The sequence below is a fragment of the Amycolatopsis roodepoortensis genome, from assembly GCF_014873915.1.
Classification (GTDB): Bacteria; Actinomycetota; Actinomycetes; order Mycobacteriales; family Pseudonocardiaceae; genus Amycolatopsis; species Amycolatopsis roodepoortensis.
The window spans coordinates 2,069,072-2,093,798 of sequence record NZ_JADBEJ010000005.1; the positions used below are offsets into that span (position 1 = coordinate 2,069,072).

The following is a 24,727-nucleotide window of genomic DNA, read 5'->3' on the forward strand; positions in this document are numbered from 1 at the left end:
GCTTTCCGTCGGTTTCTTTCCGTCGAAGATCCGTTCTCTACTCGCCCAAGATCGTTTTCCTGCCGTTCACCCTCGTTCGGGGCAATTCGGACATGAGCCATACCCCTGAGTAGCCACTTGTGAGACCTCTGTATGCTCCGCTCTCGCTCGATGGGATGAGTTATCCCCCACTCGGGCGAGCCGTTGCGGTCGGGGCCTGTGGTCGCACACGGCACTGGCATTCGTGGTCCGTATCCGGATGGGAGACACATGCACGGCAGGTCAGTTCTGGTTCGCGGCGGGATCGCGGTGGCCTCCGCGGCCGTCGCGTTGACGATGGCCGCTCCGGCCGCCCTCGCCGACGACGGCGCGGCGCGTGGCCGGGTCATCGAAAAGGAAGGCGAACGCGGGTTCGGCATCAACTTCGAGAGCGGGGACCCCGCCGGCGCGGTGCTGTTCACGCTCAAGCTGTCCGACGGCAGCAAGCTCAAGATGTACTGCGTGCAGGTCGAGGTCGGCATGCGGACCGATCAGGACATGATCGAGCGTCCGTGGAACAAGTACCCGGACACCAAGTCGCCGTTCAACAAGAACAGCTCGAAGCTCAACTGGGTGCTGCACCACGGCTACCCGGCGGCGTCGGTGAAGGCGCTCGAAGGCACGCTCGGCAAGGGCGACGTCAAGTTCAACGGTGGCCTGTCCGTCAAGGAGGCCATCACCGCGACGCAGGCCGCGGTGTGGCACTTCAGTGACGGCAAGGACCTGAAGCGGGCCAACCCGGTTTCGGGAGAGGGCGCCGGAGAGTCCGCCGCCGACGTGCTGGCGGTCTACGACTACCTCGTGGGCAAGGACAACGTCGGCATCGGCCAGCAGCCGAAGCCGACCCTCGACATCGGCCCGGCCAAGGCCTCGGGCGCCACCGGCACCCGGATCGGCCCATTCAGCATCGCCACCAGCGGTGACATCACCGAGCTGACGAGCAAGCTGCCCGAGGGCGTCAAGGTCACCGACGCCGACGGCAAGGCGCTCAAGGCCGCCGACATCAAGGACGGCACCAAGGTCTACGTCGACGTCCCCAAGGACGCCAAGGACGGCTCCGGCACCTTCTCGCTGAAGGTCAGCGGCCACCTCGACACCGGCCGCCTGTTCGTGGGCGAGAACTACGACAAGGTGCCCGCCCAGTCCCTGATCGTCGCGCAGTCCGAGAAGACCTCGGTCGCCGCGAACGCGACCGCGAACTGGAAGCAGGGCGGCGCGCCCGTCACCGAGACCCCGGCCCCCACCACCCCTGGTGGCGCCGAATCGGGTGGCGGCGACGAACTCGCCAACACCGGTGCCTCCGCGACCATGCCGCTGATCATCGGTGGCGCGCTTCTCGGCGCGGGTGTGCTGATGGTGCTGCTGGTCCGCCGTCGCCGTAGCGAGGCGTAAGAACCGAACGAAGAGCGGGGCCGGTCCTTTGTGGACCGGCCCCGTTTTCGCGTTCACCGGTCGTAGTACCTGCCCGGCGTATGCCCGAAGGCGCGGCGGAAGACGTCGATGAACGCGCTGGTGGACGACCAGCCGCAGGCATGCGCCACCGCGGTCACCGGGGTGTCCTCGGCCAAGAGGACCAAGGCGCGATAGAGCCGTAGCTGCGTGCGCCACTGCGGGAACGTCATGCCGAGGTCGGCTTTGAAGAGCCGAGCCAGGGTGCGGCCACTCGCCCCGACCCGCGCGCCGAGAACGGCCAGCGTCCGGCCGTCGGCCGGATCGGCGCTGAGGATCTCGCACAGTGCGCGCAGCCGCGGGTCGGCCGGCGTCGGCAGGTGCAGGGGTTGCCGCGGCGAGGCACGAAGCTGATCGAGCAGTACCGCGCGCAGCCGCCGTCGTTCCGGGGAGTCGTCGTGCGGCGGATCGGTGTAGGCGCGGATGAGTTCGCGCAGGAGCGGTCCGACGGCCAGCACACTCGGTCCGTTCAGCCGCAACGGGTTCACGGTGGCGGGCAGGCCGACGAGACGGAGTTCGAGGTCGCCGTGCGCCTGATGGGCGTGCACGGTCCCGGCGGGCACCCAGATGGCCCTCGTGGCGGGCGCGACCCAGGAACCCCTGTCGGTGGTGATGGCCAGTACGCCACGAGCGGCGTAAGCGACCTGATGATCGTCGTGGCGGTGCGCGTCGATCGTCATGCCGGAGGCCAGGGACCGGACCTGGGTGGGCGCCGCGGGCATGTGGCGGATTTCCGTCATCGTTTGTCATTTTATCGGAAGCGCGACACCGCGATCCGCGACGAGCATGGCGACGTGTCGAAGAACAAAGCGATCACCCTGTTGTCGGCCGGGCACGCGTGTGTGGACGTGTACCAAGGTTCGGTCGCCGCGCTGGTGCCGTTCTTCGCGGCCGAACGCGCCTACGGCTACGCGGCGGTGTCCGGCATCGTGCTCGCCGCTTCACTGCTGTCGTCGGTGGCGCAGCCGTTGTTCGGCGCGCTGACCGATCGTTGGGCGATGCCGTGGTTGCTGCCGTCCGCCACGCTCCTCGGCGGGCTCGGCATCGCCCTCGGCGGACTGGTCGGCTCCTACCCGCTGACGCTGGCTTTCGTCGCCGTGTCGGGAATCGGGGTGGCCGCCTACCACCCCGAGGCCGCACGGGTCGCGAGGATCGCCGGTGGTGGCAGCCATACGGCCATGGGCTGGTTCTCCCTCGGCGGGAACATCGGCTTCGCGGCCGCGCCCGTACTCGTCACCGCCGTCATGGCCCTCGGCGGGCTGCGGATGTCGCCGTTGCTCGTCGTTCCCGCACTGGCCGGTTCCGTGCTGTGCCTGCCCGTGCTGCGTGCCCTCGCCAGGACCAGCCGCACCGGCGGCTCGCCGGCGGAGGCGACAGGGGTCGACGACTGGAGGTCGTTCGTGAAGCTGTCGGCGGCCGTCGTCTTCCGCTCGATCGTGTTCGTCGGCCTGAGCACGTTCGTCTCGCTCTACGCGCAGCAACGGGCCGGAGGCGGCACGGCGACGGGCAGCGCCGCGCTGTTCCTGCTCTACCTCGGCGGCGCCGCGGGCACTTTGCTCGGCAGCAGGCTGGCCGGGCGCCGGGACCGCGTCATCGTCGTGCACCGGTCCTATCTGGCCACCGTCGTCGCGGTCGCGGGCGTCGTTTTCGTGCCGGGCCCGGCCTTCTTCCCGTTCGTCCTGCTGGCCGCGGTGGGCCTGTACATCCCGTTCTCCCTGCAGATCACGCTCGCGCAGGACTACCTCCCCACGCGCGTCGGCACCGCCAGTGGCGTCACCCTCGGCCTGACGGTCAGCATCGGCGGTCTCGCGAGCCCGGTCATCGGAACGGTCGCCGACCACAGCTCGTTGCGGACGGCCTTGGTCCCGCTGATCGCGCTGCCTCTCTTGGGCTGGCTCGTATCTCGCTCACTGACGGAACCGGGCGCACCGAAGGGCTCGGATGAGCGGAATGCGCCCGAAGGCATGAACCTGACCGGCGAGAGAATCCGGTGACAGAAAACGTCCGTCCATTGTGGATGCGCAATACTTTCCGGAAATCCTGAAGAAGAACGCCCGTGCGGACGCACGTGCACGAATTCGTCTGTTCGTGTGATAGTCAAACCACAATTTCTCGCCTGGAACCGCACTATTGGGGACACTGGACTGTCGGAGACCAAACGGGGGGACACCGCATGGACTACCTGGGACGGCGCTCGCATCAGCCGGAAGCAGCCTGGAAGAGCGGTGGGGTCGGACGATGACCGCCCCGGCCGACCTCGGAGTCCCCGCGAATCGGCCTTGGCAGATCCCCGCGGCGCCCGCCGTGTTCGAAGCGCGGGAACGGTTCACCGCCGAACTCGACCGGCTCTGGCACGACGGCACCGGACGGCGACTGGTGGTGGTGAGCGGGGTGGGCGGAGTCGGCAAAACCTCGCTGGCGCTGGACTGGCTCGACCGCAGGTCGGATGAGTTCCCCCACGGCATCCTCTACAGCGATCTCGGTGGCGCACGCGAGCAGCCGCCGGAGGATCCCGGCGAAGTCCTGCACGGATTCCTCACCGCGCTCGGCAGTTCGCCCGCCGAGATCCCGTCGAGCCTCGACCAGCGAGCGGCGGCGTTCCGCACGGCCACCGCGTCGCGGCGGATGGCGATGCTGCTCGACGACGCGGCTTCCGTCGCCCAGGTCCGCCCGCTCCTGCCCGCCGGGCAGGAGACGGTCGTCGTCGTCACCAGCCGGTGGCGGCTCACCGATCTGGGTATCGACGGCGCGCAGTTCGTCGATCTCCCGCCACTCACCGATTCCCAGGCACGGGCGCTGTTCGAGCGGTACACCGGAACCGAACGCCTCCGGTCCGATCCGCCCGCCGCCACGGAGATCGTGTCCTCATGCGGCGGGCTTCCCCTCGCGCTCTCGGTGGCGGCCGCCCGGCTGAGAACCCGGCCGCGACGGACCCTCGCCCGCGAAGCCGCCGCCTACGGACGTTGGACGTCGACAGGGGGCAGCTCCACCGACAAGGCGCTTTCGTTGAACGCGATCTTCGAGGTCGTCTACGAGGGTCTGCCGCAGAGCGCGGCGCGGGTCTACCTGGCGTGTGGAGTGCACCCCGGGCCCTTCGTGTCCACCGAGCCGCTGGCCGCCGCGCTCGGCCGCCCGGTCGGCTCCGTCGAGGACGACGTCGACGAGCTGATCGAGGCGAACCTCCTCACCGAAACCGGTGAAGACCGGTTCGTCCAGCACATGGTGCTGCACAGTGACGCGCGCGCCCGTGCCCGCACCGCCTTGCCGGGCGACGAGCAGGAACGGCTGGGCCGGTCGTTCGCCGGGTGGTACCTCGACCGGGTCCTGGCCGCCGACGAGGCGATCCATCCCCATCGGACCCGGTACGCCACTCGGGCGCGCCGGTCGAAGGATTTCGTCGAACGCGCGGATGGTCTCGCCTGGTGGCGTGAACACCTGTCGGTGATCCGCGCCGTGTTCAGCGAGGCCGCGGAGCACGACTGGGACGACATCGTGTGGCAGTTCTGCGAGGCGTCGTGGGGGTATTTCCTTCACCACCGGGATTACCGGCCGTGGATCGCGATGAACGAACGGGGGGTGCTGGCGGCCACGAGGGCGGATCTCCCCTTGGTCCAGGCCAGGCTCAGATCCCAGCTCGGTTACGCCTACGCCAAAGTCGGCCGGTACGACAAAGCGACCGAACAGAACCTCATCGCGCTCCGCCTGGGACAGCAGGAGAACGACGGCCCGACGCAGGCGACGGCACTCTCCCAGCTGGGCAGATCCGCACGAGGCCGCGGGGACCTCGACGGCGCCCTCGACTTCTATCGTCAGGCGGCGGATCTGCAGGAGCGGCTGGGCATCCCCCGCGGGGTGGCGCTGTGCCGACGTCGGCAGGGCGAGGTGCTCTCCGAACTCGGACGGTACAGCGAAGCCATGATCGAGCTGACCGCCGCGGCGACCGTGATGGCCGGGATCGGCGATGCCGCCCAGCATGCCCGGTCCGCCATGGCCCTCGCCCGCATCCAGGCGGCCGAGGGCCGGGCCGAAGACGCGATCGGCAGGCTGACCGAGTCGCTACGAACGGTGCGAGCACTCGATTCCCCTTACTACACCGCCGAGATACTGACCGCACTCGGCAACATCGAGTTGCAGAGCGGCCGAGAGCAGGAAGGCGCCGGCCATCTCGCCGAAGCTCAGGCCCTTTACGCCGACGGGGGCGACGCCCACACCGGTGCGCCCGGAGACGGCACGCAACCGTGAGGTCCAGTCCTCCTGCTCGGACTGGCGCGATTTCACCGCCATAGACACCGTCTTCGTCCGGTCGGCGATGACGTAGCCGTCCGGATGGACCACGATCGCGACAGTCGCACCGAGGTGACGGTTCAACGCGTCCTCGGCGGCGATCCGTGCCAGGTCGCCGGTCCGGACGTCTTGCAGGAGCAGGATGTCCCCTGCCCTCGCCCAGGCGCCCGGCACGGCCGCGAGTACATCGGCGTCGAGACCGTCGATCCGCAGGCGAATACGGGCGACACCCAGCGCGGGACTGTGGACCGCGTACACGATGCCCATGTCGTCACACCTCGATCGGGAGCGGCGCGGGCAGCATCGGGATCGACGGCGGGCAGTCCGGCTCGGGCAGTCCCACGAGGCGATACATGGCAGACCGCAGGATCCCCGCCGCACGGCCCGGCCTGGAGCTGATCGCCGCTCCGGCGACCGAGGACAAGCGTTCCTGACGGCGGATGGCTTCGGCCTCTTGGAACCGCAACGGTCCCGGCTCCAGGATCGGCGCGTTCTCCCGGACGAGGTCGGCGATACTGCCGGGCCGCAGCCGGTCGCTCGGCCCGGCCGCAAGGGTGACCGGGCAGCCGATCGCGGCGGCGTACGCGGTGGTCGAACCGTGGTCGCCGATCACCCAGTCCGACGCGATCATGGTCGCCTGCCAGCCTCGGTCCGGCGGGATGAGCCGCAGCCCCGCCTCGACGCAGTCGGACAGCCAGGCCGTCACCTGCCTGCGTCCGTGCACGGTCCACACGTTGGGGTGCAACACCGCCGCGACCGAATATCTCGATGAGGGAAGCGCCTCGAGAACCGCCCTGCAGAGGCTCGGGACCCGGCCGAAGATCGAGTCGGTCGACCACGTCGAGCTGATCGTCACCAGCCGCCGGCGTGGATTCAGCCCCAACGTCTGCCGGTAGTGCTCGCGAAACCGGCCTCCGTCGATCATCCGGTCCAGGCAGATGTCGCCTACCACCGTCGCGACAGGCAACGCTTCCGGGCACAGAGATCCGAGCGCCGCCCGTTCCTCCTCGGTGGCCAGCGCGAGCACCGAGGGAAGAATGCGGCCCCGATAGGTCAGGAGTTCGCGGTCGAGGCCGGTGGCCGGAAGCACGGGAGTCTCGGCCTTCCGGCTGTACAGATGCGATTTCATCGTCCCCGCGCCGTGCCCCACCAGCAGGATCGGGCCGCGGAGCTGCTCGAGATGGCGATGGCTGGCCGCCAGGACGAGGTCGAACGTGTGGTGGACCGCCTGCTCCCACGGCATGAGCAGCCCGTGCTGCGCGCGGACGAACTCCTCCACCCCCGGCCACTGGTCCGTGGTGTGCGGAACGGTGAACACCAGCTGGACCCGGTGGTCCGATTCGAGCAACGGCACGATGTCCAGCAGTCTCGTGCCGGCGGTCATCGTCGGGACGACGACGAGCGCCGTCCGGCACCCGGCCCGCGTCACCCGCGCCTCCGCGCCGGCCCCGACCGGGCCCCGGATCCACATCTCCCTGCTCACGAGCATCCCCTCTCGTCCGTCGAATCGGAGACCGAGAGTGGCCCGAGCACCTGACACGGCCCTTTCGTACCGTGGTTGACGCCGCTGACAAAGGATCACTCCTCATCCGGTCAACGCTGGTCGAGCTGGTTCAAAACGAAAAAGAATGTGAAACTGGAGACCGAGGCGAGGGGCCGGCAGCGACACTGCCGCCGGGAAGGGGGCTGCCATGGAAGTTGCCTTCGGAGTTCTCGGGCAGACTACAGTGCGAATGCACGGGAATTTGGCCGTGAATTGGGGACGACCACGAGAAGAGGGCATCCTCGCGGCTCTGCTGACCCGTCCCGGTAAGCGTCTTTCCATCGAAAACGTAGTCGAATGGGTTTGGGACGAACAAGAACAACGGCCACGTGACCCGCGAGCTACGATGTACCAATATGTCACCCGGCTCCGCCAGCTTTTCCGGGAGACGCGCGCACCCGCGGCGCTGATCACCGCGAACGGCCGGTACATCCTCGACGTCGACCCTTCGCTGATCGACTACGTCGCCTTCCGCGAAGCCATGAGGGAAGCCAGAACGTTCGGCGACAGCGATGAACACCTGCGTGCGTGCGAGGCGGCCACGGCGGCGGTGCGCCTGTGGCGGGAGCATCCGCTCGCCGATCTCACGACCAGGCTCGCGGAAGAGTGGCGCACGTCGTTCATTCATTCCGATTGGATACCCGCGAACACTTTCCTGCTCGACGAACTGCTCGCTACCGGACAATCGCTCACCGCCCTGCAGCGACTGGACGAACTCGATCGCGACCATCCGAACGAGCTGGGCTTCGCCAAACTCCGTCTGAAAGCACTGAAATCCGCGGGACGCCACGGCGAAATCACGGCGTTCTACCTGAGGAAGTACCGGGCTCTTCGCGCCGACGGCGACGGGCAGGCGGCCGACGAACTCCGCGAATTCCACGAAGAGCTCGATGCCTCGGTTCCGCAATCCATTCAGGTCACCGCCGGGACCGCAGACAGAAAGACCGGGCAAGTCGAGGAAAGCGTCATCCCACTACGGCGGCTGCCCCGGGATATCGATCGATTCGTCGGCCGCGCGGACGTTCTGGCGAAACTGGACTCCTTGACCATCGACGCCACCGGCGCCCCACTGGCGACGATCGTCTGCGTGACCGGGCCGCCCGGCGTCGGCAAGACGACGACCATCGGACATTGGGCCCACCGCTCCGCCGAGCGCTTCGCCAACGGCGTGATCATGATCGATCTGCACGGCTTCAGCCGAACTCCGCGCTTGGAAGCCAACGACGTCGTCGACGTCCTGCTTTCGGCGCTGGACTTCCGCGTCGACCGCATCGTCAGCCCCGCAGGCCGGATGGCGAAACTGGCCACCCTCCTCTCCCAGCGGCCCGCCCTCGTCGTACTGGACAACGTGGAGAATTACGGGCACGTCCGGCCGATGCTGGACGTATTGACACCGTGCACGGTGATCCTCACGTCGCGACGGCGCCTGACACCGCTGACGGCCCTGCACAACGTCCCGTCGGTCTCGCTCGACCCCTTGTCGCCCGCGGAGTCGTGCGAACTGCTGGCGCATCGCATGCGTAATCGCGGGCAGGACGAACCCGAACTCCTCCAGAGGCTCGCACGATTGTGCGACTGCATCCCGCTCGCCCTGAGCATCGTGGCCGACCGCGCGGCCAGCCGTGGCGGGTTGCGCCTGCGCACGCTCGCCGATCAACTGAAGGACGCGGAAACCCTCCTGACGATCGGCGACGACGGAGACGGCGCCGGAATCCATCTGCAGGCCGCGTATTCGTGGTCGTACAACGCGCTCGAAGAGGCCGAACAGCGCATGTTCCGCCTTCTCGGCCTGCATCCCGGCACGGAGATGAGCCCGGCGGCGCTGGCCTCGGCGGGAGCGATCAGCATCCCGGCCGCGCGAAGGTCGCTCGACGCGCTTTTCGCCTCACATCTGATACAGCACCCTGGCGACCTCGACCGTTATCGCATGCACGACATCCTCCACCGATACGCGACAACCCTCGCGGACCGGGAAGACGACGGCGACGGGCCCCGGCGGCGATTGCTGTCGTTCTACCTGCACACGGCCTTCAACGCGCACGCGACGGTGCACCCGCACAAGCAGCGGCCACCGATGATCCCGCTCGAACCCGGCACCGTGCCACTGGACTTCGATTCCCCCGCCGCCGCCCGCCAATGGTGTTTGAACGAGCGAAGCAATCTCAACGCCTTGGTGGAACATGCCCACCGTCACGGTCTCCACGAGCATGCCTGGCGCATCCCCCATCTCACCAGCGACATCTACGACCGGTACGGGTTCTACGACGACATCGTGAACGGACTGGCGATCGCGGCCCGGTCGGCCTCCGCCGCCGGGAACCTGGAGGCCGAGGCGAGCACGCTCAACGACCTCGGCCAGGTCCATATGCTCATCGGGAACGACGAGACGGCCGATCACTACCTGCGGACCGCGTACGACCTCGTCCAGGAGCAGGGCGACGACTTCGGCAGGCTCGCCGTCCTGCTCAACAAGGCCCGGCGCCACCATCACGCCGGCCGCACGCGTGAGGCGATCACCCGGTATCGCGAATGCCTCGCGCTGGCCCACGTCGTACGCGATCCCGGCCACCTCGGCACCGCCGAGTACCGGCTGGGAGACGCGCTCGAAGTCGCGGGCGAACACGAGGCCGCGGTCGAGCACTACCGGCGTGCGCTGGAGGTTCGCCGGGAAACCGGTGACGCTTCCGGGCAGATGGCCGTCCATACCGCTTTGGCGGGCGTGCTGACACAGCTCAGCCGGTACGACGAAGCCTCCCTGCACGCCAACAAGGCCTTGCTGCTGGCCGACGAAATACATCACCTGCCCGCGACCATGAAGTTGTACAGCGTGCTCGCCTCCCTCGCGCACGCGCAACTCAAGGATCGAGAGGCGATCCAGTACGCGAACCACGCCGTCGACCTCGCCGAGCGCACCAACAACGCCACCGGGCAGGCTCGGGCACTCGCCACCCTTGGCCGCATCCTCGCCGATCGGGGAAACTCCCCTGACGCCCGTGATGTTCTCGGACGCGCGGCAGGCCTCTACCGTGACCGGGGGCGCCACGCGAAGGCTGTCGAACTGGAGGCACGGATCGCCGAACTCGGCAAAGAGCCGCTTACCATTCCGGCAGCCAGGCGAAGAGGCGACGAGGACACCGTCGCGATGCTGCCACCATCCCGAAATCTCGACGAAAATCACTCGACACGGTGATCCTTGCGCGATCGCAGAGGGGTAGCAGCCGTCCGTCTTTCGGCTGAAACCCCAGCTGAGCGCGCTGAGCGCGGACCCACGGACAGTAGAGGGCAACGGCAATGCGGGCAAGTCGGCTCCTCAGGCCGTTGACGACGTCCTGAAACGGCTCTAGATTTGCCATATCCGGGATGATTGAAGCACTGAGCTCGGATACGCATCTCCCGAATCCCCAAGGAGTATCTTGAAGAAGTACCTGGCGTCCGCACCTGCCCTGACCCTGCTGTTCGTCACCACGGTCGTGCTGACGAGCCTCGACTGGTGGCGGACGTACTGACCCGATGCGACCTGCAGGAGATCTAGGCGGGCCCGCCGGGTTCGACACCTCGGGGCCCGCCCCCCTTGGGCCTTAGCCGGACTCCGTTCTGCAGCAGCATCCTTCGGGCGACCCCGAAACTCAGCCCGAATCTTTTTGCCACGTCGTGAATGTTCGCCCCATCGAGATAAGCCTGAACCAGACCAGGTGGGGCCGACGGAGTCGTCGGCCCCACCTGTCTCAGCGTCACACCAGCCGATATGAGTGAGGACCGCACCTTGTAATAGGTCATTCCGAAGCGCGCGGCCAGTTGCGTTATGGTGGCTCCACCTTCATACGCTCGGACGAGTTCGGCATCGGCATCGAGTTCGTGATCCCCTCTGCGGGCTTCGGGATCGCCCGGGTCCGTCATCGCAAGGCCACCACCCCACTCTTGGCACGACCACGTTTTCCCACAGTCGTACGTGCGCGCCGTCAAATCCAGCCCCCACCGGTGTTCTCTTGCTCACGCCCACCCTCGGCAGTGGCGTCGAGAACCCGACAAAAATCATGTACGCCTCTGTACACCATCGGTTACCGGCTGGTAGGTTCCGGGCATCCGAACGTGATCCACTTCATGATTCAAAGGGGAGTCATGACCCGAAAGCCCGCTCGTCTGCTGGCCGTCGCGATCGCCCTCGTCGTCGGTTTCGCCGCCGCGCCCGCCGCCTCCGCCGCCCCCGCGACCGATCCGTTCTACAGTTACGACGGCAGCGAACCGCTGTCGTCGTACAGCCCCGGGACCGTGTTGAAGACCCGGACGCTCAATTACCACGTCATCGGCATTGCCACGCCGCTCAAGGTGACCCAGTTGCTGTACCGGTCCACCGACGCGCAGGGCAAGCCGTCCGCGAACGTCACTTCGGTGCTGCGAAGCCTCACCGGTGACAGCACCAAAGCCGTTTCGTACCAATCGTTCTATGATTCGCTCAACCCCGAGCACAGCCCGTCGCGGGCGATCGCCGGTGACGTCTCGCTCGGCGGCCTGATCGCCAACGCGGAGTCGCTGTTCATCGCACCCGCCCTGCTACTGGGCTACAACGTCGTCATTCCCGACACCGAGGGCCAGAAGGCGAACTTCGCCGCCGGGCCCGAATACGGGACGAACACCCTGGATTCCATCCGCGCCGCGACGAGGTCCCCCGGAACGGGGATGAACGACAAGACCCGGGTCGGGCTCATCGGGTATTCGGGCGGCGCCATCGCGACCGGCTGGGCCGCCGCGCTCGCGCCGGATTACGCGCCCGAGGTCAACAAGAACCTCGTCGGTTTCACCGAAGGCGGAGTGCTCGTCAAGCCGTCGCACAATCTCAAGTACGTCAACGGCAGCGTCGCGTGGACCGGCGTCATTCCGATGGCGCTCATCGGCGTCTCACGGTCCTTCGGCATCGATCTCAAGCCGTACGCGAATTCTTACGGCCTTCAGGTGCTCAAGGACATGGAAAAGGCGTCGATCGTCGACGCGCTCGGCCGGTATCCCGGGCTGACGTGGGAGAAATTCGTCAAACCCGAGTACGTCAACCCGAACAAGGTGCTGCCGTACGTCGAGGCCGTGAACAAGATCAACCTCGGTTCGGCTCCGACGCCGACCGTGCCCGGCTACATCGCGCAGGGCAACAACGGTGCCCTGGAAGGAACCTTCGGCAATCCGCCGGGGATCGGGACCGGCGACGGGGTGATGGTCGCCGGCGACGTGCGCTCGCTCGCGCGGCAGTACTGCGACACCGGCAACAAGTCGATCAAGTACGACCAGTACAACACGCTGAGCCACGTCGGGGCGGCCGTCGCCTGGGCGCCGCTGGCCATCGGCTGGCTCAACGACCGGTTCGCGGGCAAGACGGCCCCGACCAGCTGCGGGAAGATCGCGCCCGGCAACTCCCTTGCCCCGGAGGTGCCGGTCGGCTGACCGCACAGGTCCGTGAAGGCCTCCTTCCCTACCCTGTCAGTAGGGAAGGAGGCCTTCACGGATTTCCGGACCGGTACGGTGCCGCACGTGACCGAGCACCGCAAGCTGCCGAAGGGGCCGCACAACCTCAGCCGCGACGAGGTCGCGGAAACCCAGCGCGCGCGGCTGATCGACGCGGTACTGGAGAACACCGGCGAACGCGGCTACGTCGCCACGACCGTCGGCCACATCACCGCGACGGCGGGCGTGTCCCGGACCTCGTTCTACGAACAGTTCACCGGCAAGCAGGACGCCTTCCTCGCCGCCTATCGCGAGATCACCACCGAGTTCATCACCCAGGGCGTCGCCGTGGGCGCCGAGGCCTCGGCCCCGCTGGACGCCGTCGCCGCCTGTTGCGATTTCCTCGTCGACTACGTGCACCGGCGCCCCACGGCCGTCCGCGCCGCGTTGCTGGAGATCTACGCGCTCGGCGACGCGGGGCTAGAAGCGCGGGAGAACACCTTGCGCGCCGGTGAAGCCGTCTTCGACCGGACGGCGGAATGGCTGCGCGCCACCGATCCCGCGCTGCCGTCACCGCCGCCGTTCACCGCGCGCACAGTCGTCGCCGCCACCATCGAACTGATCACCCAGGCCATCTGGATCGGCACGGAAGACGCGTACGAACAGGCGCGCGAAGCCGTCCGCTACACGTGGCTGCTCGGCTTGTTCGGGCACCGGAGCGTCGACGCCTAGGGCGTACTTCATAGTGAGTGTGGGTGCGTCGCGAAAGCCACTTTCGGGACGTCTGGTGTCCCGAAAGTGGCTTTCGCGACATGGGTACCGGCGCCGGCTTCGATCGGAACGCGCCCTAGCGGGCGAGACGCCGCCGCTCGAAGTCGACGATCAGCTTCGGGTACCGCCGCGGGAGCAGGCGGACGAGCCGGTCGACCAGTTTCGCGTCGTTCCCGACGAGCACGCGCGGTTTCCCGGCCTCGACGCCGTCGACGATGATGCGGGCTGCCTGATCCGCCGGCATCTTCAGCAGCTTTTCGTTGTACACGCGGACGCGTTCCCGCTGTTCGGCGGTGGGCTCGATGCCGCGCGCCTCGGCTTCCTTCAACGCCGCCGAGGCGATGCCGGTCTTGACCCCGCCGGGATGGACGACCGTCACCCGCACCGGATGCCCGCCCGCGATCATCTCGGTGCGCAGCGCCTCGGTGAACCCGCGGACGCCGAATTTGCTGGCGCAGTAGGCGCTGAGCGTCGGCTGGGCCATGAAACCGTTGAGGCTGGAGATGTTCACGACCTGGCCGTCGCCGGAATCGATCAGATGCGGCAAGAAGGCCTTGGTTCCGTTGATGACGCCGAAGAGGTTGACCGCGAGCGTCCGGTCGTACAGCTCCCAGTCCGCGTCGAGCACGGTCTGCCCGCCGCCCGCGACCCCGGCGTTGTTGTAGATCTGGTGCACCACACCGAACTGCGCGGCGACGGCCGTGGCGTACTCCAGCACGGCCGCCCGGTCGCTGACGTCGAGCGCGGCGCCCTGCACTTCCGCACCCAGGGCCTTGACCTCGGCGACGGTTTCGGCCAGCCCGGTTTCGTCCACATCGGACACCGCGAGCCGGGCTCCGCGCCGCGCGAGTTCGAGCGCCAGCTGACGGCCGATGCCGGAACCGGCACCGGTGACGACGGCGACCTTGCCGCGAACACCGCTCATCGGGTTTCTCCCGCCGGGTCGAGGGCCAGTTCGGCGGTGAGCTCGACGAGCCGCTCGACCAGGTCCGGGGCGATGTGGTGGCCCATTCCGGGGATTTCGACGTAGCGGGCGCCCCTGATCGCCTTGGCGGTCGCCCGCCCGCCGCTGTGGTGGACCATGCGGTCGGTGTCGCCGTGGACCACGATCGTCGGGCAGGTGATGCGGGCGAGTTCGGCGGTGCGGTCGCCGCTGGCCTGGATCGCGCCGATCTGACGGGCGATACCGCTGCGGGCGCGGCGTCCTCCGGCCCGTTCCCACAGTTCCTCGGCCCAGGCCGTTTCGACGTCCTTGTCCAGCGGGAACGTGGCCGAACCGAGGTGGCCCATCAGCGACAGGTGCCCTGCCACGGATTCCTCGACGGTCCGGGCGGGCCGCCGCGCCATGCGCACCAACGTCGACTTCGCCGGCTGCCCGACGCGGCGATGCCCGGTGGTGGAGAAGATCGACGTCAGCGACAGGACCCGGCCGGGGGTCCGGGCGGCGACGGTCTGCGCGATCATGCCGCCCATCGACATGCCGACCAGATGCGCCTTCTCGACGCCGAGGTGGTCCAGCAGGCCGACGGTGTCCGCCGCCATGTCGCCGAGGTCGTAGGCGTCCGGCAGCGGCCGGGCCAGCAGTTGCCGGAGCTTGCCGGGATTCGGCGCCTTGATCCGGTCCGAGCAGCCCGCGTCCCGGTTGTCGAACCGGATCACGCGGAAGCCGCGGCCGGTGAACCCCTCGATCATCGGCCGCGGCCACGAAGTGAGATCCAGGCCGAGCCCGGCGATCAACACCAGCGGCACCCCGTCGGACGGGCCGTCCTCGCGGTAGCAGATCCGCGGGCCGCCGGGCAGGTCGGCGAAACCGTCGGTCACGAGTTCACCGCTTCCCGGACTTCGGCGCGGGAGAAGTGCAGCTCCGGATCGGTGATGTCGTCCGCGCGCAGCAACTTGATGTCCGAGTGGTAGCTCATCGAGGTCAGCCACGGCATGCGGTCGCCCTGGCGCGGGAGCTGGTCGAGAGCGCGCTGGACGTATCCGGCGGCGAAGTCCAGGAACGGTTTCGTCGGCATGTCCGGGTCGGCGAGGACGGGACGGCAGACGTCGTAGCCGTGGGCGTCCATATGCGCCAGCAGACGGCAGAAATGCTCGCACAGCAGGCCGATCTTGAGCGTCCACGACGAATTCGTGTAGCCGATCGCGAAAGCGGCGTTCGGCACGTCCGAAAGCATCATTCCCTTGTACGCGACGGTTTCCGGCATGATCACCGGTTTCCCGTCGACACTGAACTTCGCCCCGCCGAAGACCTGGAGGTTCAGGCCGGTGGCGGTGACGATGATGTCCGCCTCCAGCTCCCGCCCGGATTCGAGCAGGATCCCCTTTTCGGTGAACGTCGCGATCTTGTCGGTGACGACGTCGGCCTTGCCCTTGCGGATCGCGGCGAACAGGTCGCCTCCGGGCACGGCGCACAGCCGCTGGTCCCATGGGTCGTACGGAGGGTTGAAGTGTTCGTCGACCGGATAGCCCTTGGGAAGCTGCTTCTTGTTGACGTAGCGGATGAGCCCGCGGGCGGTCTTCGGGAACTTCTGGCAGAACTGCCAGACCGCCAGTCCCTTGCGGATGTTCTTGCGGCGGGTGAGCGCGTACGCCCGCTCCTCGCCGAGGATCTTGCGCAGGCCGTTGGCGATCTTGTCCTCGCGCGGCACCGGCATGACGTAGGTCGGGGTGCGCTGCAGCATCGTCACGTGCGCCGCGGTGCCCGCCATCGCCGGGATCAGGGTGACCGCGGTGGCGCCGCTGCCGATCACGACGACGCGCTTGCCCGCGTAGTCGAGGTCCTCGGGCCAGTGCTGCGGGTGCACGATCGTGCCGGTGAACCGGTCGCGGCCCTCGAAGCGCGGGGTGAAGCCCTCGTCGTAGCGGTAGTAGCCGCCGGCGTTGAACAGCCAGCCCGCGCTGAGGCTGGTGCGCTCGCCGGTGTCGGTCCGCTCGATCTCGAGCAGCCAGCGGGCCTCGTCGCTCGACCAGGCGGCGGAAAGCAGCTTGTGGTGGTAGCGGATGCTGGGCTCGATGCCGTTCTCCGTGATCGTCTCGCGCAGGTACGACAGGATCCGGGGCGCGTCGGCGATGGACTGCTTGTCCCGCCACGGCTTGAACTCGTAGCCGAAGGTGTGGAGGTCGGAGTCCGACCGGATGCCCGGGTAGCGGAACAGGTCCCAGGTGCCGCCGGAAGTGCCGCGCGCCTCCAGGATGGCGAACGTCTTGCCCGGGTTCTCGGTCTTCAGGTAGCGCGCGGCGCCGATCCCGGAAATCCCGGCACCGATGATGACCACGTCGAGGTGCTCGACGGGGGTGCTCGTCGTCATGCGGTACTCCAGCCTCGTCTCGGTTGCCTCCACGATGCGGGGAGGGCGGGGAATTGCGCTAGCGCTATCTGCACCATCATGATGTATGGATGGTGCAAAGTGCCGCATCGCCGTGGCCGACGCTGTCGCCTGAGGCGCGTGACCTCTTCCGGCGGGGCGCGGAAATCGTGCTGCATCCACGCGCCGAATGGATCGAGGAGCTGCACGAGGCCTCGCTCGGCGGGGACAGTATGCGCGCGGTCGCCGAGGACCCCGTGCTCACCGAGGGGACCAAACGCGCCAATCTGGCGAATCTGCTGCACTGGGCCGCCGCCAACGTGCAGCGCCCCGGTGAACGGGTCGCCGCCAATCTGAACCAGGAGGTGCTGGACGGCGCTCGCGACATGGTGCGCCGCGGCTTCGACTCCGGCGGCCTCGACGCCTACCGGCGGGCGCAGGGCGTGGCCTGGCGCCGGTGGATCGAGATCTGTTTCGACCTCACTTCGGACCCGGTCCTGCTCCGCGAGCTGCTGGACGTCTCGTCGTTGTCGATCACCACGTTCATCGAGGACACCGTCGCCGCCGTGTCCGAACGGATGGCCGCCGAACGCACGGAACTGACCCGCGGCGCCCACGCCGAACGGCGGGCCACGGTCACCCTGCTGCTGGAAGGCGCGCCCATCAGCCGTTCGCGCGCCGAAGCCCAGCTCGGTTACCCGCTCGCCGGGCCGCATACGGCCGCGATCGTCTGGAGCGGCTCGGTGACACCGTCGTCCCAGCAGCTCGAAACCGCCGCGGAGACGCTCATGCGGGCGAGTGGCGCCTCGCACCGGCTGACCGTCGTCGCCAGCGCCGCCGCCCTGTGGGTCTGGCTGCCTGGCCGGACCCAGCCGCGCGCGGACCGGCTCGCCGAAGACCTCGCGCCGCATCCCGACGTCCGGGTCGCGCTGGGGCGGCCCGGCAGCGGGATCGACGGGTTCCGCCGCAGCCATCTGGACGCCGCCGCCACCCAGCGGATGCTCGCCCGGCTCACCTCGCCGCAGCAGATCGCGCGGTACCAGGACATCCAGCTGCTCGCGCTGCTCACCGGCGATCCGGCGCAGGCGGGCGAATTCATCGCCGACACGCTCGGCGGACTCCGGCACGCCGACGCCGAGACCCGGGAGACCGTGCGGGCCTACGTGCACGAACTCGGCAACACGACACGGACCGCGGAACGGCTCTACACCCATCGGAACACCGTCGTCCGGCGGCTGGCGCGAGCCGACGAACTGCTCCCCCGGCCGCTGGCGGAGAACGCGGTGGACGTGGCCGTCGCGCTGGAAACGCTGCGGTGGCTGGGAAGCGGCGCGTGACGGTCACGAAAGCGGCAGGTCCAGGTTCCGGAGCATGGCGCGTTGTTCGGCGGTCAGCTCACCCTCGACCGTGATGGTGAACGGGGGCGTCTCCTCGCGGGAGCGGAGGAAGTTGCTCCAGGCGATGCCCAGATTCGCCAGCCCGGTCAGTGAGCCGATGGACATGCAGATGACCTCGAAGGCGCCCAGCTCCTCAGTGCTCCGCGAACCCGCGAGGCTGATGGTCGCGGACCGCGTCACGTCGGCGTCGTCGCGGAGCCAGCTGTAGAACTCGGTCAGCGCTTGTTCGTCGCCGGCGGCGTTGATCGTCAGCTCCATGGGACCTCCCTCGAAGTGCTGTCCCTACCAGTCGCCGCCCCGGCCCGGCGCGTAACAGGAATCGGCTCCGCCGCGCGAAAACCTCTAGATTGACGGCATGGTTTCCATCGCCGAGAAGGCCACCCGGCTGCAGGAATTGCACGCCGCCCCCGAACTCTTGCTCGTCGTCAACGTGTGGGACGCGATCACCGCGAAGGTCGTCGCCGAAACCCCTGGTACGCAGGCCCTCGCCACCCCGAGCCACGGTATCGCCGCCGCCCGCGGCTACCCCGACGGCGAGGTGATCCCCCGCGACGAGATGATCGCCGAGGTCGCCCTGATCGTCCGGGTGGCGGGTGATCTGCCGGTCACCGCGGATCTGGAGGCGGGCTACGGCGACCCGGGCGGCACGGTCGCCCGCGCGATCGAGGCCGGCGCGGTCGGCTGCAACCTCGAAGACCAGATGAAACCGCTGGACGAGTCGGTCAAGGCCGTCGAGGCCGCGGTCGCCGCCGCCCAGTCCGCGGGGATCGACTTCGTGCTCAACGCCCGCACCGACGCCTTCCTCCGGGCGGGCGACCGTGACCCCGAAGAGGTGCTGGCCGAGGCGATCACCCGTGGCCGCGCGTACCTGGACGCCGGCGCGTCGAACTTCTTCGTGCCCGGCAAGCTCGACGAGGCCCAGGTCGCCAAGCTGGTCGAGGCGCTGGGCGAGCGCAAGGTGAACCTGATCGGCGTCCCGGGCTCGATCCCGCTGGCTACCGCGCAGAAGCTCGGCGTCTCCCGGGTGTCCTACGGGCCGTTCAGCCAGAACGTCGCGCTCACCGCGCTGGCGAAGCTGGCCGAAGACGTCTACGCCGGCGGAGGCCTGCCCGCCGACATGCGCAAGCTGAACTGAGCGAGCCGGGGCCCGTCGCAGTAGGGTCCCACGCATGGTGCGCGGAGTCGGCCGGACGGAAGGCATCCTGCTGGCCGGCTCCGTGGTCGCGGTGCTCGTGGTGACCGGTGTCCTCGCCAGGTCCCCCGGCACCTGGCTGCTGGAAGTCGTCTGGGTGCTGATCGGGCTGCCGCTGGTGGTGGCCCTGCGCAAACGTTTTCCCCTGACCCGGCTGCTGTGCTGGCTGCTGGTGCTGCACGCGATCGTGCTGTGTTACGGCGGGCAGTACACCTACGCGGAGACCCCGGCGGGGGAATGGGTGCAGAGCTGGCTTGGCACCCAGCGGAACAACTACGACCGGTTCGCCCACGTCGTCCAGGGTTTCGTCCCGGCGATCGCCGTGCGCGAGGTGCTGCTGCGCCGGACCCCGCTGCGACCCGGTGCCTGGGTCGCGTTCCTGACCGTCTGCGTCTGCGTGACGATCGCCGCCGGTTTCGAGTTCGTGGAATGGCTCAGCGCGATGATCGCCGGCGCGGGCGCGGACGATTTCCTCGGCACCCAGGGAGATGTCTGGGACACGCAGTGGGACATGTTCCTCTGCCTGTGCGGCGCGGTGCTCTCCCTGCTGGTCTGGCGCAGGGTGCACGATCGGCAACTCCGGGGGATTCCGGCGAACAGCCTGTAATGCAGGTAACCAAGCAACGATCTCCTGTCCTGCGTGTTCAGCGCGGCAGATACGGTCCTCGGCATGACTCTGCGAGCCGCGGCGGTGCGGCGGAAACCGGTCGCCGACCTGATCGCCGACAGTGATCACGGCACGCTGAAGCGATCACTCGGCCTCGGGCAGCTGACGATGCTCAGCATCGGCGCGACGCTGGGCAGCGGGATCTTCGTCGTGCTCGGCGAAGCGGTCCCCGTGGCGGGTCCCGCGGTCGTGCTGTCGTTCGTGCTCGCCGGGGTCACCGCGCTGTTCTCGGCGCTCTCTTACGCCGAACTCGCCGGAATGATCCCGGTGTCCGGTTCGTCCTACTCCTACGCCTACGCGACGCTCGGTGAGCTGGTCGCCTGGGTCTGCGGCTGGTGCCTGGTGCTCGAATACGGCGTCTCGGTGGCGTCGGTGGCCGTCGGCTGGGGGCAATACCTCAACGAACTACTGCGGCTGGCGTTCGGTTTCGCCATCCCCGACGCGTTCAGCCAGCCGCCGGGCTCGGGCGGGATCGTCAACGTCCCGGCCATCGTCGTCGTGCTGCTCGCCATGTTCCTGTTGCTGTCCGGCGCGAAGGAGAGCGCGCGGGCCAACGCGATCATGGTCGTGATCAAGGTCGGCACGCTGGTGCTGTTCTGCGCGATCGCGTTCTCGGCGGTGCGGGCGGCGAACTTCGCCCCGTTCCTGCCGCTCGGCCTGGCCGGGCTGAGCGCCGGTGCCGCGAAGCTCTTCTTCTCCTACATCGGTTTCGACGCGGCTTCCACCGCGGGCGAGGAGGCGAAGAACCCGCAGCGGGACCTGCCGAGGGCCATCCTGCTCTCACTCGCCATCGTCACCGTGCTGTACTGCCTTGTCGCCGTGGCCGCGGTCGGCGCCCTGCCGTGGCAGGACTTCGACGGCCAGGAGGCCGCGCTCGCGCATGTGCTCGGCGCCGTGTCCGACAACCCGCTGTGGGCCGGATTGCTGGCCGTCGGCGCGATCGTGGCGATCTCCAGTGTCGTGCTGACCGTCCTCTACGGACAGACGCGCATCCTGTTCTCCATGTCGCGCGACGGGCTGGTCCCCGCTTCGCTGTCCAAAGTGGACCCCAAAACCGGGACGCCCCGGATCAACACCCTGGTGGTCTCCGGCTTCGTCGCGACGCTGGCCGCGTTCGTCCCGCTCGGGAAGCTGGCCGACGCCACCAGCATCGGCACGCTGTTCGCCTTCGGGCTGGTGAACATCGCCGTCCTGCTGCTGCGAAAGCGGCAACCGGAGGCACCGCGCTCGTTCCGGGTGCCCTTCTCCCCTGTCACCCCGATCCTCGGGGTGCTGTGCTGCGGCTACATGATGCTCAGCCTCGACGGCGAGACCTGGATCGTCTTCGCCGGCTGGATGGCGCTCGGCCTGGGCATCTACTTCGGTTACAGCATGCGCCGATCCCGGCTGGCCGTGGATTCGCCCGTTCGCCGCCATAATTCCTAGCCTGTCCAGCCCTAGTACGAGCCGGATCATTGAAGTGACGGTGATCGGTAGGGGACACTTCCGTCCGCCCCCACGGAAAACCCCTACCGTGAACCGAGGTCCCCATGCGCCGATATGGCATTACCGTGCTGACCGCGTGCCTCGCCCTGTCCCTCGCCGCATTCCCCGCCTCCGCTACCGCGCAAGAGACGGCGGCTCCCTTCTGTTATGAAGAACCGGTACAACCGAAAGCCGACGTCAGTGACATAAAGGCCGGTTTCCAATCCACGAAGTGGTTGCAGACGATCCAAGCCGTGTACAAGCGGCGCTGGCCCAGCGGCGAAGCCCTCGCGATCGCGCAGGCCAAGGACAAGTACTTCAGCCAGTTCGTGAACAAAACCAGTTTCAACGCGCTCGCCGAGTCCCTGATGGTGGCGATCCACGAAGAGACCCACATGTGGGACCTGGATCCGTCGAGAACATCGTGGGACGTGTACGTCTCGGCGTGGATCGACGCTTCCCGGAAGGCGATGAAGGTCCCGATCCACGGCGGCTTCCCCCGCCGCGAGATCCTGCCGCTGATCACGGACGATCTCACGCGTTCGATGGACGACATCTACCTGCGGGATCAGCAGCAGGGCTCGTACCGGATGCAGGGGATCATCGCGGAACTCAACGCCGGGCTCATGGGATTGCCCGCGGCGAGCGTCGTCGCCGAGTACATCCAGGGCGTCGGCGCGAGCAATTCGCGGGACATCGCGGCCACGAACATGCGTTACCTTCAGCTGTACCTGCGTGTCGCCAAGAGCAAGTACCCCGATTACTGGGCCAAGATCAAGGCACAGCCCGAATTGCGCGAATTCGTGCTCGTCGAATTCCTCCGGACCGCCTACTGGCTGGATCAATCCGCACCCCACGCCGCCAAACTCGGCAGCGCGGACGTGGCCAAGATCGTCGCCAAGAACTACGCGCCGGAGAACGTCGCGATCATCGAGGAGTTCACCGGAGCCAAGGTGAACACGGGTGCGGCCAGGAACTGCACGCTCTGACACCGCGCGGCCTGCCGGTGGCGGACGCGGGTCCGCCACCGGCAGGCCGTCCCGTCACGGCACGAAGACCGGCTGGTCCAGCGCCCAGAGCCAGGAGCCGTCCGGCTGACGGCGGGCGACCTCGATGGTCGCCTCACCGGTGGTCAGCGTGGACGCCGTGAGCGCGAGGTCGCCGCCCACCAGCGCCGGATGCTGCCTGCCCGGCAGGAGTTCCGGCGCGGCCGCGACGAACTCCTCGTACACCTTGCGGATCTCCGCGTGCCCTTTCGCGATGTTGCCCGGCGGGAACGCCAGTACGGCGTCCGGTTCGTACAACGCCACCAGTCCGTCGACATCGCCCGCGTTGCCTCGCTCGATGAAGAACCTGCCCAGATCGTTCGGCTCGGTGGCCACAGTCCTACTTGTCATGGGGATGAGCCTCGCAGCGAATCACGACATCCTGTGTCGTGTATTCCGCTAGAGTTCCGGCCATGCGCGCCGACCGGCTGGTCTCACTGGTGCTGCTGTTGCGGCACCGCGGCCGCCTGTCCGCGACCACGCTCGCGCGCGAACTGGAGGTCTCCACCCGCACCGTGTTGCGCGACATCGAGGCGCTGTCGGCGGCGGGTGTCCCGGTGTACGCCGAACGCGGCAGGCACGGTGGTTTCGGGTTGCTGCCCGGTTTCCGGACCGAACTCACCGGGCTGAACCACGACGAGGCGCTCGCGTTGCTGATCGCCGGATCACGGCGCGGCGCGCAGGCCTTCGGTCTCGGCTCGGCGCTCGCGTCGGCCATGCTCAAGGTGGTCGACGCGCTGCCGGAAGGCCAGCGGGACACCGCGGCGGGCGCGGCCCGGCGCCTGCTCATCGACCCGGAGACCGATCTGCTTTCGCGCCGGGTGGCCGCCGAAGAGGTGCCGGACACCGTCGTCTCCGAGATCCGGCGCGCGGTGTTCGCGGGACACAAGCTGCGCATCCACTACGCGGCCGAGGGCCGGGCGCCGCAATGGCGCACGGTGGATCCGATCGGCCTGGTCACCGTCCGGGACCGGGGCTATCTGCTGGCCACGAGGTCCGGCGAGGACCGGACCTATCGGCTGTCCCGGGTGCGGGCCGCCGAGGAACTCCCCGAACCGGCGCAACGCCCGGACCGGGTGGACCTGGACCGGACCTGGCAGGAACGCAGCACGCGGTTCCGGAGCGGAGGGGACCAGGTTGTCGTGTCGGTGCTGGTGGCTCCGGCGCGGCGGGGCGAGCTGGTGGGCACCGCGCTGGCCGTGCTCACGGAAGAAACGGCCGAGGACGGGCGGCTGCGCATGGAGGTGACCTTCCAGGACGCGCGGCACGCCGAATGGGCGTTGTGGCAACTCGCCACGGACGCGGAAGCCGTTGCCCCACCATGGTTGCGCGCTTCCCTGCGGGATCGGGCCGTCGCGATCAGCAGCCGCTATGGCGAAGGGTGAGGCCGAACGCGGCGGGGCGGGATAATCCGGCCATGACGAACGCCGCCCTGGGAGGGGCAGCCACGACTTTCAAGGTGCTGCTGAAGGAGTACCGCGTCCGGGCCGGCCTCACGCAGGAGGAACTCGCCGAGGGGTCCGGGGTGAGCGTCCGCGCCATCAGCGACATGGAACGCGGGATCGCCAAGAGCCCGCAACGCCGGACGATCGAAGCCCTCGCTGCGCCGCTGTCGTTGTCCGACGACGAGCTGACCGGTCTGCAGAAGGCCGCGCGGCAGGGCCGCGCCCCCGCGCGAACGCGCGCCGCCGGTTGTCCGAGGCCGAGGAACTCTACGAACGCATCGGGCTGACGCAGGCGCGGATCGACACGCTCGGAGAACGGGCGGCGCTGTCAGAGGAGATGGGCGACCCGGTTTCGGCGCGCGCGGGCCGGGGTCTCCGTGACCGGCTCGGTCGCTCCGATGTGGACGGTTCGGGGCCTTAGGCTGATGCTCCTCGAACGCCGAGGCCGGTCCAGCCTCGCCTGGGTCGTTCCGAAGCGCGTCGGCTGTGTCCGTCGCCGCTGAACAACGGGCACGAACCTAAGCCGGGTTGACGTCCGATTCAGGCAGGCTTCCCGGCAGAACCGGGGCTGGTGGTTTCTGCCGGTTGGTTCGGGGCTGGACGGTGGTGGTGTTTTCGGCCGGGGAGAGACGGTGGTTGAGGCTGTGGGCTCGCAAGCCGTTTGCCTGCGGGCATGCCTCGGGGTTCGCCGGTGGTGAAGGGTTTTCTGAAGC

Annotated in this window: 20 protein-coding genes and 1 pseudogene; 13 read left to right on the forward strand and 8 right to left on the reverse strand. The window is 68.3% G+C overall.

Annotated elements, in window-relative coordinates; all coding sequences use genetic code 11:
- The first annotated feature begins 249 nt into the window (after positions 1-249).
- Positions 250-1,410 (forward strand): thioester domain-containing protein, encoded by a 1,161-nt coding sequence (locus H4W30_RS29135; protein WP_192745729.1) that lies wholly within the window; start codon positions 250-252, stop codon positions 1,408-1,410.
- A gap of 53 nt (positions 1,411-1,463) precedes the next feature.
- On the opposite strand, the gene H4W30_RS29140 is transcribed toward H4W30_RS29135, so the two are convergent.
- The gene (locus H4W30_RS29140; protein ID WP_192745730.1) at positions 1,464-2,207 is read right to left on the reverse strand and encodes an AraC family transcriptional regulator; all 744 of its coding nucleotides are present in this window, start codon (positions 2,205-2,207) and stop codon (positions 1,464-1,466) included.
- A 54-nt stretch (positions 2,208-2,261) separates the two neighbouring features.
- On the opposite strand from H4W30_RS29140, the gene H4W30_RS29145 reads away from it, so the two are divergent.
- On the forward strand, positions 2,262-3,461 hold the full coding sequence (locus H4W30_RS29145) for an MFS transporter (protein WP_192745731.1): 1,200 nt from the start codon (positions 2,262-2,264) through the stop codon (positions 3,459-3,461).
- Positions 3,462-3,705: 244 nt separating this feature from the next.
- On the forward strand, positions 3,706-5,709 hold the full coding sequence (locus tag H4W30_RS29150) for a tetratricopeptide repeat protein (protein ID WP_192745732.1): 2,004 nt from the start codon (positions 3,706-3,708) through the stop codon (positions 5,707-5,709).
- A gap of 313 nt (positions 5,710-6,022) precedes the next feature.
- On the opposite strand, the gene H4W30_RS29155 is transcribed toward H4W30_RS29150, so the two are convergent.
- Positions 6,023-7,240, reverse strand: coding sequence for a hypothetical protein (locus H4W30_RS29155; RefSeq protein WP_192745733.1), 1,218 nt, complete (start codon positions 7,238-7,240; stop codon positions 6,023-6,025).
- A 400-nt stretch (positions 7,241-7,640) separates the two neighbouring features.
- Here H4W30_RS29155 and H4W30_RS29160 point away from each other — a divergent pair, with 400 nt between their 5' ends.
- Complete coding sequence (locus H4W30_RS29160) at positions 7,641-10,484, forward strand: ATP-binding protein (RefSeq protein ID WP_192745734.1); 2,844 nt, start codon at positions 7,641-7,643, stop codon at positions 10,482-10,484.
- Positions 10,485-10,822: 338 nt separating this feature from the next.
- On the opposite strand, the gene H4W30_RS43860 is transcribed toward H4W30_RS29160, so the two are convergent.
- Positions 10,823-11,191, reverse strand: a complete 369-nt coding sequence (locus H4W30_RS43860) for a helix-turn-helix domain-containing protein (RefSeq protein ID WP_318780684.1) — start codon at positions 11,189-11,191, stop codon at positions 10,823-10,825.
- Between the two features lie 222 nt (positions 11,192-11,413).
- On the opposite strand from H4W30_RS43860, the gene H4W30_RS29165 reads away from it, so the two are divergent.
- Both H4W30_RS29165 and H4W30_RS29170 read left to right on the forward strand, forming a co-directional pair.
- Complete coding sequence (locus H4W30_RS29165) at positions 11,414-12,724, forward strand: lipase family protein (RefSeq protein WP_192745735.1); 1,311 nt, start codon at positions 11,414-11,416, stop codon at positions 12,722-12,724.
- 87 nt (positions 12,725-12,811) lie between these two features.
- Positions 12,812-13,456 (forward strand): TetR/AcrR family transcriptional regulator, encoded by a 645-nt coding sequence (locus tag H4W30_RS29170; RefSeq protein ID WP_318780685.1) that lies wholly within the window; start codon positions 12,812-12,814, stop codon positions 13,454-13,456.
- A gap of 115 nt (positions 13,457-13,571) precedes the next feature.
- Here H4W30_RS29170 and H4W30_RS29175 read toward each other — a convergent pair whose 3' ends face one another.
- Genes H4W30_RS29175 through H4W30_RS29185 form a run of 3 tightly spaced genes read right to left on the reverse strand, consistent with a single transcriptional unit; the run spans position 13,572 to position 16,806 of the window.
- Positions 13,572-14,420 (reverse strand): SDR family NAD(P)-dependent oxidoreductase, encoded by an 849-nt coding sequence (locus H4W30_RS29175; RefSeq protein ID WP_192745737.1) that lies wholly within the window; start codon positions 14,418-14,420, stop codon positions 13,572-13,574.
- Positions 14,417-15,316, reverse strand: a complete 900-nt coding sequence (locus H4W30_RS29180; protein WP_192745738.1) for an alpha/beta fold hydrolase — start codon at positions 15,314-15,316, stop codon at positions 14,417-14,419. Before H4W30_RS29180 ends, H4W30_RS29175 begins: the two co-directional genes overlap by 4 nt.
- Positions 15,313-16,806, reverse strand: coding sequence for a flavin-containing monooxygenase (locus tag H4W30_RS29185; RefSeq protein ID WP_192745739.1), 1,494 nt, complete (start codon positions 16,804-16,806; stop codon positions 15,313-15,315). Before H4W30_RS29185 ends, H4W30_RS29180 begins: the two co-directional genes overlap by 4 nt.
- Before the next feature lie 89 nt (positions 16,807-16,895).
- On the opposite strand from H4W30_RS29185, the gene H4W30_RS29190 reads away from it, so the two are divergent.
- Positions 16,896-18,140, forward strand: a complete 1,245-nt coding sequence (locus tag H4W30_RS29190; RefSeq protein WP_192745740.1) for a PucR family transcriptional regulator — start codon at positions 16,896-16,898, stop codon at positions 18,138-18,140.
- A gap of 3 nt (positions 18,141-18,143) precedes the next feature.
- On the opposite strand, the gene H4W30_RS29195 is transcribed toward H4W30_RS29190, so the two are convergent.
- Entirely contained in the window at positions 18,144-18,458 is a 315-nt protein-coding gene (locus H4W30_RS29195) for an effector-associated constant component EACC1 (protein WP_192745741.1), read from the reverse strand.
- Between the two features lie 97 nt (positions 18,459-18,555).
- On the opposite strand from H4W30_RS29195, the gene H4W30_RS29200 reads away from it, so the two are divergent.
- The 4 genes from H4W30_RS29200 (at position 18,556) to H4W30_RS29215 (ending at position 22,512) form a co-directional block, all read left to right on the forward strand.
- Positions 18,556-19,335 (forward strand): isocitrate lyase/PEP mutase family protein, encoded by a 780-nt coding sequence (locus tag H4W30_RS29200; RefSeq protein WP_192745742.1) that lies wholly within the window; start codon positions 18,556-18,558, stop codon positions 19,333-19,335.
- A gap of 34 nt (positions 19,336-19,369) precedes the next feature.
- Complete coding sequence (locus tag H4W30_RS29205) at positions 19,370-19,999, forward strand: DUF2238 domain-containing protein (protein ID WP_192745743.1); 630 nt, start codon at positions 19,370-19,372, stop codon at positions 19,997-19,999.
- 63 nt (positions 20,000-20,062) lie between these two features.
- Positions 20,063-21,484: an amino acid permease gene (locus tag H4W30_RS29210; RefSeq protein WP_192745744.1), complete on the forward strand. Its 1,422-nt coding sequence runs from the start codon at positions 20,063-20,065 to the stop codon at positions 21,482-21,484.
- Positions 21,485-21,777: 293 nt separating this feature from the next.
- The gene (locus H4W30_RS29215) at positions 21,778-22,512 is read left to right on the forward strand and encodes a hypothetical protein (protein ID WP_192745745.1); all 735 of its coding nucleotides are present in this window, start codon (positions 21,778-21,780) and stop codon (positions 22,510-22,512) included.
- A gap of 54 nt (positions 22,513-22,566) precedes the next feature.
- Here the strand turns inward: H4W30_RS29215 and H4W30_RS29220 are convergent, their stop codons facing one another.
- Positions 22,567-22,905, reverse strand: coding sequence for a YybH family protein (locus tag H4W30_RS29220; RefSeq protein WP_192746856.1), 339 nt, complete (start codon positions 22,903-22,905; stop codon positions 22,567-22,569).
- Between the two features lie 77 nt (positions 22,906-22,982).
- Here H4W30_RS29220 and H4W30_RS29225 point away from each other — a divergent pair, with 77 nt between their 5' ends.
- Together H4W30_RS29225 and H4W30_RS29230 are read left to right on the forward strand one after the other, a co-directional pair.
- Positions 22,983-23,954: a helix-turn-helix transcriptional regulator gene (locus H4W30_RS29225; RefSeq protein WP_192745746.1), complete on the forward strand. Its 972-nt coding sequence runs from the start codon at positions 22,983-22,985 to the stop codon at positions 23,952-23,954.
- 32 nt (positions 23,955-23,986) lie between these two features.
- Positions 23,987-24,238: pseudogene (locus H4W30_RS29230) on the forward strand (helix-turn-helix domain-containing protein); the annotation flags it as partial.
- Between the last annotated feature and the right edge of the window lie 489 nt (positions 24,239-24,727).